The sequence below is a fragment of the uncultured Idiomarina sp. genome (assembly GCF_964010655.1).
Classification (GTDB): Bacteria; Pseudomonadota; Gammaproteobacteria; order Enterobacterales; family Alteromonadaceae; genus Idiomarina; species Idiomarina baltica.
This window is the reverse complement of record NZ_CAXGLS010000003.1, coordinates 79,929-92,451: the sequence shown is the minus strand read 5'-3', so window position 1 is coordinate 92,451 and position 12,523 is coordinate 79,929. Positions and strand designations below refer to the sequence as shown.

General features: G+C 46.7%; 12 protein-coding genes. 11 read left to right on the top strand and 1 reads right to left on the bottom strand.

Annotated elements, in window-relative coordinates:
- Positions 1–3: 3 nt before the first annotated feature.
- Positions 4–795 (bottom strand): type I methionyl aminopeptidase, encoded by a 792-nt coding sequence (gene map / locus ABNS04_RS01875; protein ID WP_006955305.1) that lies wholly within the window; start codon positions 793–795, stop codon positions 4–6.
- Positions 796–1,073: 278 nt separating this feature from the next.
- Here map and rpsB point away from each other — a divergent pair, with 278 nt between their 5' ends.
- The 11 genes from rpsB to lpxD all read left to right on the top strand — a co-directional run bounded on the left by rpsB (position 1,074) and on the right by lpxD (position 12,517).
- Entirely contained in the window at positions 1,074–1,802 is a 729-nt protein-coding gene (rpsB, locus tag ABNS04_RS01870; RefSeq protein ID WP_006955306.1) for a 30S ribosomal protein S2, read from the top strand.
- Between the two features lie 14 nt (positions 1,803–1,816).
- Positions 1,817–2,695 (top strand): translation elongation factor Ts, encoded by an 879-nt coding sequence (tsf, locus tag ABNS04_RS01865; RefSeq protein ID WP_006955307.1) that lies wholly within the window; start codon positions 1,817–1,819, stop codon positions 2,693–2,695.
- A gap of 103 nt (positions 2,696–2,798) precedes the next feature.
- A complete protein-coding gene (gene pyrH / locus ABNS04_RS01860; protein ID WP_006955308.1) occupies positions 2,799–3,533 on the top strand; it encodes a UMP kinase in 735 nt (244 codons plus the stop codon).
- Positions 3,534–3,556: 23 nt separating this feature from the next.
- Positions 3,557–4,114 carry a ribosome recycling factor gene (gene frr / locus ABNS04_RS01855; RefSeq protein WP_006955309.1) on the top strand — a complete coding sequence of 186 codons (558 nt, stop codon included), beginning with the start codon at positions 3,557–3,559 and terminating at the stop codon, positions 4,112–4,114.
- A gap of 66 nt (positions 4,115–4,180) precedes the next feature.
- Positions 4,181–4,954 (top strand): polyprenyl diphosphate synthase, encoded by a 774-nt coding sequence (gene uppS / locus ABNS04_RS01850; protein ID WP_006955310.1) that lies wholly within the window; start codon positions 4,181–4,183, stop codon positions 4,952–4,954.
- Positions 4,955–4,958: 4 nt separating this feature from the next.
- Positions 4,959–5,822 (top strand): phosphatidate cytidylyltransferase, encoded by an 864-nt coding sequence (locus ABNS04_RS01845; RefSeq protein WP_006955311.1) that lies wholly within the window; start codon positions 4,959–4,961, stop codon positions 5,820–5,822.
- Positions 5,823–5,824: 2 nt separating this feature from the next.
- Positions 5,825–7,024 carry a 1-deoxy-D-xylulose-5-phosphate reductoisomerase gene (gene ispC, locus ABNS04_RS01840; protein ID WP_272977912.1) on the top strand — a complete coding sequence of 400 codons (1,200 nt, stop codon included), beginning with the start codon at positions 5,825–5,827 and terminating at the stop codon, positions 7,022–7,024.
- On the top strand, positions 7,017–8,372 hold the full coding sequence (rseP, locus tag ABNS04_RS01835; RefSeq protein WP_006955313.1) for a sigma E protease regulator RseP: 1,356 nt from the start codon (positions 7,017–7,019) through the stop codon (positions 8,370–8,372). The genes ispC and rseP overlap by 8 nt, the downstream gene beginning before the upstream one ends.
- Before the next feature lie 30 nt (positions 8,373–8,402).
- The gene (bamA, locus tag ABNS04_RS01830; protein ID WP_348671172.1) at positions 8,403–10,889 is read left to right on the top strand and encodes an outer membrane protein assembly factor BamA; all 2,487 of its coding nucleotides are present in this window, start codon (positions 8,403–8,405) and stop codon (positions 10,887–10,889) included.
- A gap of 74 nt (positions 10,890–10,963) precedes the next feature.
- On the top strand, positions 10,964–11,485 hold the full coding sequence (locus ABNS04_RS01825) for an OmpH family outer membrane protein (RefSeq protein ID WP_272977452.1): 522 nt from the start codon (positions 10,964–10,966) through the stop codon (positions 11,483–11,485).
- Between the two features lie 3 nt (positions 11,486–11,488).
- Positions 11,489–12,517, top strand: coding sequence for a UDP-3-O-(3-hydroxymyristoyl)glucosamine N-acyltransferase (gene lpxD / locus ABNS04_RS01820; protein ID WP_272977451.1), 1,029 nt, complete (start codon positions 11,489–11,491; stop codon positions 12,515–12,517).
- The last annotated feature ends 6 nt before the right edge of the window (positions 12,518–12,523 follow it).

Below are 12,523 nucleotides of genomic sequence, written 5' to 3'. Positions count from 1 at the left end.
GTGTTATTCGCTATGCTGAATGACACGGGGCAGGTCAGTTTCTTCCTCTCGCAGTGTGAGTACCTCAACACCGTTGTCGGTGACCAATAAGGTGTGCTCCCACTGTGCGCTCAGGCTGCGGTCTTTTGTAAGTACGGTCCAACCGTCTTTCATCAACTTAGTGTGGCGTTTACCTGCATTGAGCATCGGCTCAATCGTGAAGCACATACCCGGCTCTAACACTTCACCCGTACCGGCCTTACCATAGTGGAGCACTTGTGGTTCCTCATGGAATACCGCACCAATTCCGTGACCGCAGTATTCGCGAACAATCGAATAATTATGTTGTTCAGCAAATTTTTGGATGACCTCTGCGAAATCACCTAAGCGAATACCTGGCTTCACCATTTTTATCGCTTTGTAGAGCGATTCTTGCGTGGTTCTTATTAAGCGCTCGGCGAGGATAGAAGGTTTACCGACGACGAACATTTTTGAAGTGTCGCCATGATAGCCGTCTAACTTGACGGTGACATCAATGTTCATGATATCACCCTCTTTCAACTTTTTAGGTCCAGGAATGCCGTGACATACGCAGTGATTTACCGATGTACAAATCGATTTTGGAAAACCATGGTAATTGAGCGGAGCAGGGTATGCGCCGTGATCAACGATATAATCGTGACAGATTTTGTCTAACTCTTCGGTGGTCACACCAGGTTTGACGTGCTCACCAATCATCTCTAAAACACTGGCCGCTAAGCGACCCGCAGCGCGCATTTTTTCGATTTCTTCAGGCGTTTTGATCGATATACTCATTAAATACGGTCTCTTAAATTGGGCTACTTTTTTGCTTGTACATGCAGTCTACCAATTTAAACCCCGCTTAGCCATGCTCGGATGAGGATCGACGGCGGCATTTTTGTCGCTTTATGATTGCAGGACAACAGTGGATATGGTATAAAATGCGCGCTTTTTAAAAGCGAAAATTCACTTTAAATTTAAACCACACATATATCGACACATACCACGGGGTGCCCAATCGGGTCGTGCTATGGGGTATATGGAGGCTTAACCCCTACAAAAGGAAAAGTATTATGGCAAACGTGTCAATGCGTGACATGCTGAAAGCAGGTGTCCACTTCGGTCACCAAACCCGCTTCTGGAACCCAAAAATGAAGCCGTTCATTTTTGGCGCTCGCAACAAGATCCACATCATTAACCTTGAAAAAACTGTGCCTATGTTCAACGACGCGTTGAGCTACATGCAGCACGTTGCTTCAAATAAAGGTAAAATCTTGTTCGTAGGTACTAAGCGCGCAGCCGCTGAGCCTGTCAAGGAAGCAGCGTTGAACTGTGGTCAGTACTACGTAAACCACCGCTGGTTAGGTGGTATGTTGACTAACTGGAAAACCGTTCGTCAATCAATCAAGCGTTTGAAAGATCTTGAAACCATGAGCCAAGACGGTACTTTCGACAAGCTGACCAAGAAAGAAGCGTTGGTTAACACCCGCGAAATGGAAAAGCTTGAAAAAGGCCTTGGCGGTATCAAAAACATGGGCGGCTTGCCTGACGTATTGTTCGTAATCGACGCTGATCACGAGCACATTGCGATTAAAGAAGCCAACAACTTAGGTATTCCAGTTGTTTCTGTTGTTGATACCAACTCAGATCCAGATGGCGTTGACTACGTTATCCCAGGTAACGACGACGCAATCCGCGCAGTACAATTGTATTTGAATGCTGCAGCAGACGCGATCAAAGAAGCTAAATCAGCGCCAGTAGAAGCAAAAGACGCTGACGATTTTGTTGAAGCTACCGAATAATTGAGGATCTAACCATGGCAATTACTGCTGCTCAGGTAAAAGAACTTCGCGAGCGCACAGGCGCTGGTATGATGGACTGCAAGAAAGCATTGCAAGAAGTTGACGGCGACATGGAAGCTGCAATCGAGCTAATGCGTAAAAGCGGTCAAGCAAAAGCGGCTAAGAAAGCCGGTCGTGTTGCGGCTGAAGGCGTTATCTTGGTTAAGTCTGAAGGCAACCAAGCGACACTCGTTGAGCTTAACTGCGAAACTGACTTCGTTGCACGCGATGATAGCTTCTTGGCATTTGGCGAGAAAGTTATCAACGCAGCGTTCGCTAGCAAAGAAAACGATGTTGAACAATTGAAAGCAACTGATATCGGCGGCGAAACTGTTGAAAAAACCCGTGAAGACCTTGTTGCTAAAATCGGCGAAAACATGAACGTACGTCGTGTTAAGACGATTGAAGAAGGCAACACTGTTGCTACATACACTCACGGTGCACGGATTGGTGTAGCTGTTGCATTAAATGGTGGTGATGAAGACTTAGCGCGCGACTTGTGTATGCATGTTGCTGCGAGCAGTCCTCAGTTTGTTAAGCCCGAAGATGTTGACGCTGAAGTCGTTGAAAAAGAACGTGCTATTCAGGTTGATATCGCAATGCAAAGCGGTAAACCAAAAGAAATCGCTGAGAAAATGGTCGAAGGTCGTATGCGTAAATTTACTGGCGAGATCAGCTTAACTGGTCAGCCGTTCGTAAAAGACCCTTCTATGACTGTTGGCGAATTGCTTAAGCAAGCGGGTGCAGACGTAGTTACATTCGTACGCTTTGAAGTGGGCGAAGGTATTGAGCGTAAAGAAGAAGACTTTGCTTCTGAAGTACAAGCTCAAGTGGCGGCGGCAAGCAAAGGTTAATTCTTTGTGCCAGGGTCCACAACCCCAATGTGAGTAATAGAAACCGCGTCTTGAGCGTTCAGGACGCGGTTTTTTTTAGAAAAATGGATATTGAGAGGCAAGCATGAGTACCCACCCAAAACCAACATATCGACGTATTCTTTTAAAACTTAGCGGTGAAGCATTAATGGGCGATGAGCCTTTTGGCATCGACGCAAAAGTGCTGGATCGCATGGCTCAAGAGATCAAAGAGCTGGTTGAGCTCGGGGTCCAGGTTGGACTTGTCATCGGTGGTGGTAATTTATTCCGTGGCGAAGGCCTGGCAAAAGCCGGAATGAATCGTGTAGTCGGTGACCACATGGGGATGCTTGCAACGGTTATGAATGGATTAGCAATGCGAGATGCGTTGCATCGCGCATTCGTGAATGCCCGCTTAATGTCTGCTATCGAGTTGACAGGTGTCTGTGACAGTTATAACTGGGCAGAGGCAATCAGCCTACTCAAGTCTGGGCGTGTCGTTATTTTCTCAGCCGGAACCGGCAACCCATTTTTTACGACAGACTCAGCTGCGTGTTTGCGTGGCATCGAAATCGAAGCAGACATAGTGCTAAAAGGCACCAAAGTCGATGGCGTGTATTCAGACGATCCTGTTAGTAATCCAGACGCCACACTATATCGCCATATCAATTATCAAGATGTACTTCAACAACAGCTGAAAGTGATGGATTTAGCCGCCTTTACGCTGGCTCGCGATCATGAATTACCGATTCGTGTATTCAATATGAATAAGCCAGGTGCGTTACGATCCGTGATTCTGGGCGAAGAAGAAGGTACACTAATCAGTAAAGACGCTGAATAAACGAAATCGAGAAGGTAAAAACAGTGATTAACGATATTATTAAAGACGCAAAAGAGCGCATGGAAAAGAGCGTAGAGTCGCTCCGTAGTCAAATGTCAAAAGTGCGTACAGGACGCGCGCATCCGAGTATTCTTGATAGTGTGATGGTGAACTACTATGGGGTTGATACACCACTTAAGCAGCTCGCTAACATTACTACAGAAGATTCTCGTACATTGGCATTGACCGTATTTGACAAATCGTCCGCTCAAGCTGTCGAGAAGGCTATTTTAACCTCTGACTTGGGTTTAAACCCAGCATCTGCAGGTGCAGTCATTCGTATTCCTCTACCACCGTTGACCGAAGAACGCCGCCGTGACTTGGTAAAAATTGTTCGTGCAGAAGCCGAACAAGCGCGTGTAGCGGTGCGTAACATTCGTCGTGATGCGAATAACGATCTAAAAGAGTTGTTAAAGGAAAAGGAAATCACTGAGGATGAGGAACACTCGGCAGAGGACGATGTCCAAAAGCTAACCGACACGTACGTGAAAAAAATCGACGAGTCACTCAAAGCTAAAGAACAGGATTTAATGGAAGTTTAATTCCATTCCGTGCTCTAGACGGCGCCGTGTAGTCTCTATGCGGCGTTTTAATTATTGGCGGACAGCATGAAGCAATCTCCAACAATACAACAAGTGATGCCCAAGCATGTCGCTATTATCATGGATGGGAATGGGCGTTGGGCTAAGCAACAAGGCAAACGAAGAACGTTTGGTCACAAAAAGGGAGCCGAGGCGGTTAGGAGAGCGGTTAGCTTTGCACGTCGAAACGGGATCCAGTCGCTTACGCTATTTGCCTTTAGTAGTGAAAATTGGAATAGACCGGCCGCGGAAGTATCGCTACTGATGGAGTTATTCATCAATGTACTTAAAAAGGAAGCGGATAAACTCAAACAAAATGATATCAAGCTTCAAGTTATTGGTGATAAGACACAGTTTTCAAGTCGCTTACGAAAGCATATTGAACAGACTGAAGAGATGACTGCCGAGTGTCGCGGTATGACACTTAATATCGCCGCAAATTACGGTGGTCAGTGGGATATTACCCAGGCGACGCGTAAAGTGGCAACGGCGGTGGCCAATAATGAATTAGCGGCATCAGACATTACTGAACGTACTTTCGAGCGCTATTTATGTTTAGCTGATCAGGCAAAACCTGACTTGCTCATTCGTACGGGTGGCGAACAGAGGGTGAGTAATTTCTTGCTATGGCAAATAGCGTATGCAGAATTTTACTTCAGCCCGATACTATGGCCTGACTTTGACGATCAAGCATTCGCAAGTGCTGTTGCAGAATTCGCGCAACGGGAACGCCGTTATGGGCTTACCAGTGAGCAAATCACTGAGCTCTTTGAAACAATGAATGCGCGTGTAGAGGACTGAATTTTTGCTTAAACAACGAATTTTGACAGCTGTCATTTTGATACCCGTCGCCCTCTATGCGGTCTTTTTACTGCCGCTGTGGGGCTTTTCCTTATTTATCCAAGCTGTATTGATGTTAGGCGCGTGGGAATGGGCACCGCTCATGGGGCTCACCAAAGTCCGTTCACGTATTGCGTATACACTCGGCATTGGAATAATAATTGGCGCATTAAGCCTTGCTGTGCCATTTGAACACTTGTGGAAAGCAGGCACGCTTAATCAAATTATTTATGCCACGATCGCTGCCGGCGGTATTTGGTGGGTCTGTGCATTAGCGTTGGTGGTCAACTATCCGTCGAGTCGACGTATGTGGTCCCGGACACGTTCGATCGTTGGTATTTTTGGCATGTTGATTTTTGTTCCAACTTGGGCAGCCTTGGTCACCGTGCGTTCAATCAATATTGATATACAACCCTATTTTGGCGGATGGGTGGTATTGTTTATTCTATTGTTAGTATGGGCCGCGGATGTTGGCGCCTACTTTGCCGGTGTCCGTTACGGACGTAATAAAATGATGCCTGCGGTAAGCCCGGGTAAGACAATGGAAGGTCTCTGCGGTGGATTAACGCTGGCATTTATCGTCATGATGGTGGTTTCACACTGGACTCAAATACCGGCTGACCAATTTACCGGCTACTATTTGACAGGATTATTTACTGTCGTGGCGTCTGTGTTTGGTGACTTGAATGAGAGTATGTTTAAACGCAGTGCCGGCGTAAAAGATAGCGGCTCAATTCTGCCAGGACATGGCGGCATATTAGATCGCATAGATAGTCTAACCGCGGCAGTGCCTGTGTTTACATTGGCTTACTTGGAGTTTTTACGTTAAGTATGAGTCAATCGATTACCATCTTAGGCGCGACGGGTTCTATTGGTCAGAATACGTTAGATGTCGTTGCTCGTCACCCTGATACTTATTCACTATTTGCCGTCACAGCTCATGGTAACGTGAGTGCCATGCTCGATATCGTGTGCCGTTATCAACCTCAGTATGCCGTGATGGTGGACGAACACGCAGCATCACAACTGCGTGCACAATTGCCGATGGATACGCGGACCGAAGTATTGGGTGGTGCGAGTGCATTATCCGACGTGAGTGCGTGTGCAGAAGTCGATGTCATTATGGCCGCGATAGTAGGTGCTGCTGGCCTGGCACCGACACTAGCGGCTATCAATTGCGGTAAACGTGTTTTGCTCGCTAATAAAGAAGCGTTAGTGGTGAGCGGTGAGTTATTTATTAATGCCGCGCGTGAAAGTGGCGCTCAAATTCTTCCTGTTGATTCAGAGCATAATGCAATATTTCAATGTTTACCGGATAGCGCACAACAGCAAGTCGGCTACATGCAACTGAATAATCATGGCATTGATAAACTGCTGCTAACGGGGTCGGGCGGGCCCTTTCGTCATACTCCTATCGATGAGCTTGTTAACCAAACACCTCAACAGGCCTGCAATCACCCCAATTGGTCAATGGGACAGAAAATTTCTGTCGATTCTGCAACCATGCTCAATAAGGGTCTGGAATACATTGAGGCACGGTGGCTATTCAATTGTCGTCGGGAACAGCTTGATATTGTAATACATCCGCAGAGCGTTATTCACTCAATGGTACAATATGTTGATGGTTCAGTGATGGCGGAGATGGGAGAGCCTGACATGCGCACGCCTATTGCTCATGTATTAGGTTTCCCTGAGCGAATTTGCAGTGGTGTGAAGGGACTCGATTTCATGACGCTTGGTGAACTCAGTTTTATGCCCGTGGATTTTGCACGTTATCCTTGTCTGAAACTGGCGATAGATAGTTGTTGGCATGGACAGTCGGCAACGACCACTTTAAACGCTGCCAATGAGGTGGCGGTTGCAGCGTTTTTGAAAGGACAAATTCGCTTCACTGATATTGCTGAAGTGTGTGACTCAGCATTGCAAAACTTGGTGTCAGCGCACGTGGATTCGGTAGACGCACTTATGGCTATTGATGCACAAGCGCGACGTGCAGCATCACGACGTGTGGAGCAAGTTGTTTATGCTTGATTGGTTATGGTACGCCGGTTCGTTTGTAGTGACCTTAGGTATTTTGGTCGCTTTTCATGAGTTCGGACATTTTTGGGTGGCTCGACGCTGTGGCGTCAAGGTACTGACCTATTCGGTGGGGTTCGGTAAAGCGATATGGTCACGGGTGGCACGCGATGGTACGCGCTATCAAGTCGGTATTATTCCGCTAGGTGGCTATGTTCGTATGCTCGATGAACGTGTTGATGAGGTCAGTGAGCAAGACAAACATGTATCCTTTAATGCCCAGTCAGTGTATAAGCGCTTTGCCATTGTGGCGGCTGGACCGATTGCTAATTTCATTCTCGCCGTCGCTGTACTATGGCTTATGTTTGGTATTGGGGTCCCTACGGTTAAGCCCATTATAGGCGATGTTGCGCCCGGGTCTATTGCAGCACAAGCAGACTTTGTAGAGGGCAGTGAGATTGTAAAAGTCGACAACGTAGAAGCATACGATTGGCAGCAGGTACAACTCGGTTTGATGAGTGCCATTGGTAACGATGAACTCTCAATTACCGTAAGTAGCCCCGACGGCACGATACAGAAAAAAACCTTAAATATTTCGCAGTGGCAGTTTGATCCTGAAACGGAAACAACCTTTGGTAGCTTGGGGATTCAAGTTTACCGACCTAATGTTTCCACTACATTAGCGCAGGTTGTTGATGACTCTCCGGCGCAACAAGCGGGTCTAGAAGCGGGCGATAAAGTGACCGAGCTCAATGGTCAGCCGCTAGAAAGCTGGCAACAATTGACTGGAACTATCGCCGAGTCCGCAGGAGTTGCCTTGACCTTGACTATCGAGCGCCAAGGAGCCGAACAAAAAATAACTGTTATTCCTGGTGAACGCGAACGAGGTTCTGATGTCATAGGTTACCTAGGCATCGCCCCTGAGGTAGGAGAGTTGCCCGAGGGCTATGTGTTCAACCATCAATATGGTATTGTCGGTGGTTTAATGAAAGGCGCTGAGCAGACATGGGAACTCATGGTTGTAAGCGTCAAAATGATTGGAAAGCTAATCACGGGCGATGTGTCCGTAAAAAATCTCGCTGGCCCTTTGAGTATTGCTGAAGGCGCTGGCGTTAGCGCGAGTAGTGGATTTGTTTATTTTCTCAGCTTTCTCGCGCTATTAAGTGTAAATTTAGGGATAATCAATCTGGTGCCTTTACCCATGCTTGACGGGGGACATTTAGCATTTTTCGTTGCTGAATGGGTGAGAGGGAAGCCGGTGTCAGAAAAAGTTCAAGACATCTGTTACCGGATTGGTGGTGCGTTAGTCTTTGCATTGATGATAATCGCCATAAGTAATGACATCATGCGCTTCGCATTCTAATTCAAAGTCAACAATAAGTAGCTAGTTATAATGACGTTTAAAAAGCTGTTAGTGAGTGCCATGGTTGCGGCGGCTGTTTCGCCCGCAGCGCAAGCACAAGATGAATTTGTTGTCCAAGATATCGAAGTTAAAGGTTTACAACGTGTGGCACTCGGTGCTGCGTTGACATATATTCCTGTTCGAGTGGGTGATGAAGTGTCAGAGCTGCAAATTCGCAGTGCGATCAAATCACTCTATTCGTCTACTCACTTCGATTACATCGAAGCAGTACGTGACAATGACACGTTGATTTTCCGTGTCAGTGAGCGTCCAACAATTGCTGAAATTACCTTCGAGGGTAATAATGATATTAAGGACGAGCAGTTAGAGCAGAGCCTCCAAGATAACAACATTATTCAAGGAGAGCCGCTTGATCGAACGACGATCTCAGGTATCGAGAAAGGGTTAGAAGACTTTTATCAAAGTGTCGGTAAGTATAACGCTCAGGTTGACCTTGAGGTGGTTGAATTACCGCGTAATCGTGTCGAGCTTCGCATGAACTTTGAAGAAGGCGATGCCGCTGAAATTGCACAAATCAACATTGTCGGTAACAAGGCATTTCCAGACGAACTGCTTTTAGATACTTTTGAGTTGCGCGATAAATTACCGTGGTGGAATATCATCGGCGAAAAACGCTACCAGAAAGAGCAATTAAGTGGCGACTTAGAAACACTCGAATCTTATTATCGCGATCGCGGCTATCTTCAGTTCCAAGTTGAATCGGTACAGGTTTCTGTCACGCCTGATAAGTCGGGTGTCTACATCACGGTCAATGTGAATGAGGGCGAGAAATATTACGTAAGCGAAACTGATGTAATTGGTGATTTGAAAGGTCATGAGGACATCGTTAATCGCTTAACTACGATTAAAGAGGGGACGCTATATAATGCGGCTCAAGTCACTTATATTGAAGACCTCGTTGGTCGTTTCTTCGGTGGCTATGGGTATGCCTACCCAGAAGTAAAGGCGATTCCTGAGCGTAATGACGAAGACAAAACCGTTAAACTGACGTTCTCAGTCAATCCAGGTAATCGCGTTTACGTTCGTCGCATTGCGTTTGAGGGTAATTCAACGACCGAAGACCAAGTCTTGCGTCGTGAAATGCGTCAGCTTGAAGGTGCATGGCTATCAGATAACAAGGTCGAGCAAGGTAAAGTGCGCCTAGAGCGACTCGGCTTTTTCGAAACGGTTGAGACTTCGACGGAAAAAGTGGAAGGACAACCTGATCAAGTGGATGTCACGTATAAGGTAAAAGAGCAACCTTCAGGTTCATTTACGGCGGGTATTGGTTACGGTGACTATTCAGGCCTGCAACTCAACGCCGGTATTCAGCAAAGTAACTTTTTGGGTACGGGTAATCGCGCAGGTATCAATGTATCGACCAGTCGTTTCCAGAAGAACTTCAGCGTTTCGTATACCGACCCTTACTTTACTACCAACGGTGTGTCTTTGTCGGGCCAGGTGTTTTTAAGTGAATTCGATGCGGGACGAGCAGAAAACTTAATTCGGTACAATCAGCGCACCTATGGTGTCGGTAGTACGATTGGTTTCCCGGTTGACGAAATCAACAGCTTTAGTTTTGGTGTTGGCTACAAGCGCCAAGAGGTGACGAACGTCGATGGTTACGAGCAAATACGTAAGTTTTATCAAGCGTTTTTAAACCCTGAGAGCCCTGATTCAGGCGTTGGCTTTGATATCTACGACTTCAATGTTGGCTGGTCTCGAGTCACCCTTAACCGCGGTACATTCCCTACATCAGGTTCATCTCAACGTGCATCTTTTGAAGTGTCTGCGCCCTTTAGTGATATTCAATATTTCCAGGTGGGCTATGACTTTAAATATTATTGGCCATTATCTGATGATCAACAATGGACATTATTGACACGTTTTAATCTCGGTTATGGTAATGGTTATGGTGCCGATGACGCCGGCAACGATTACTTACTGCCGTTCTGGGAATCTTTCCGCGTTGGTGGACAGGGCGACTTGCGAGGCTTTGAGCCGAATACGGTAGGTCCTCGTGCTATTTATAGTTATGCGGATCAAGTCGCAACGCCGCCAGACTGGACAGGTTTGCCGGGCGGTTATCCGGCAGGTTCAGATGCTGAATCCATCACCGTGAGTCGTTATGCCGTTGGTGGTAATGCCAAAGTTGTGGGAGGGGTTGAACTTATTGTGCCAACGCCGTTTATTGATGAAAGTATGCGTAACACTGTGCGTACAAGTATTTTCGTTGATGTCGGTACCGTTTGGGATACTGAGTTTGACTATGAGAAGTATAAAGGCTTAGATTTAATAGGTCAGAGTCAGCCACTCAGCGACTACAGCGATCCAGGTGACTTCCGTGTTTCAGCCGGTGTATCTGTGCAATGGATTTCGCCGATGGGACCGCTCACTTTCTCTCTAGGTAGAGCGCTTAAAGAAGTGGAAGGCGACGAAACTCAGATATTCTCGTTCAACATCGGTACGACATTCTGATAAAGTATCGATGTAGACCGTTCAAGGCGATAGGTTCGCAATAAAAGAACAACAAATTTTTTGAGGAGTTAATTTTGAAAAAGTTAGTGAAAACAACCGTTGCAGCGCTGGCTGTTTCTAGTGCAATGTTTGCGGGTGCGGCGAGCGCACAACAGAAAATTGGCGTTGTTGACATGATGCAAGTGTTTCAACAATTGCCACAACGTGAGCAAATCTCACAGCAATTGCAAACTGAGTTTCAGGACCGTTTTGAAGAAATGCGTCAGTTAGAGCAAAAAATCCAAGAGCTTCGTCAGAAGCAAGAACGTGACGCATCTGTCATGTCTGCGGAAGAAAAGACGCAATTGAATCGTGAACTCGAGCAACTCGTTGCTGAGGCACAGTTAAAAAGCAAGGCGTTACAAGAAGATACGCGTCGTCGTCAAGCGGAAGAGCGGGATGAGTTATTAGGCAAGGTACAGAATGCCATTAATGCCGTTGCTGAAGCCGGTGATTATGATTTGGTATTGCAAAGTAACGCAGTTGCGTTCATGAAGTCTGATAATGATTTGTCTTCAAAAGTTGTTGAGCGTATGAGCGGCAATTCAGGTAACTAATCAATGACAGAATACTCTTTAAAGCAGTTAGCAGAGTATGTTGATGGTGAGGTTCGCGGCGACGCGAACCTTGTTGTTACTGGCATAGGAACGTTGCAGTCTGCGTCTGCGACGCAAATAGCTTTTTTGGCCAACAGTCGCTACAAAAGCCAGCTTGAATCAAGTCATGCGGGCGCAGTTATACTCTCACCGAAAGATGTAGAAGACACGCCTGCGATAAATGCCATCGTAGTCAACAATCCCTATGCCGCTTTTGCCAAAATTGCTCAACGCCTCGATACTACCCCGGCACCAGCCGAGGGCGTCGCCGAGACTGCGCGCGTACATCCCACAGCTAAGCTTGGTAGCAATGTTGCTTTAGGCGAGTACGTTGTGATTGAGGCGGGCGCAGTGATTGGTGATAATGTGGCGATAGGGTCGCATGCTCACATCGGACCTGAAGTGAGTATCGGGGAAAATACTCGAATTTGGTCAGGTGTGCACATTTACCACCGTTGTGTTATCGGCGCTCAATGTAATGTCCATTCGGGGGCAGTGATTGGCGCAGACGGATTTGGTTGGGCACCTGAAAATGGTCAATGGCTAAAAATACCTCAAATTGGCCGTGTGATCATCGGCAACGATGTAGAAATTGGGGCAAGTACCACAGTCGATAGAGGCGCGTTAGACGATACAGTGATAAGTAACGGCTGTATTATTGACAACCAGTGCCAAATTGCACACAACGTATTTATTGATGAAAATACGGCCATCGCGGGTTGTACCGTATTGGCGGGAAGCTGTCGTATTGGTAAACGTTGTATGATCGGCGGTGCATCAGCCATTAATGGTCACATCAGTATTTGTGATGATGTGCAAATTATGGGTTTTGCCATGGTCATTAAAGAAATCAATGAACCTGGCGTTTATGCTTCGGGTATCCCCGCAGCCAGTCATCGCGAGTGGCGCAGAAACGGGGCGCGTTATCGTCAGTTAGATGACCTTTTCAAACGTGTAAAAGGTATCGAGCAAGAACTGCAAAAAATTAAGTAAAGGGAG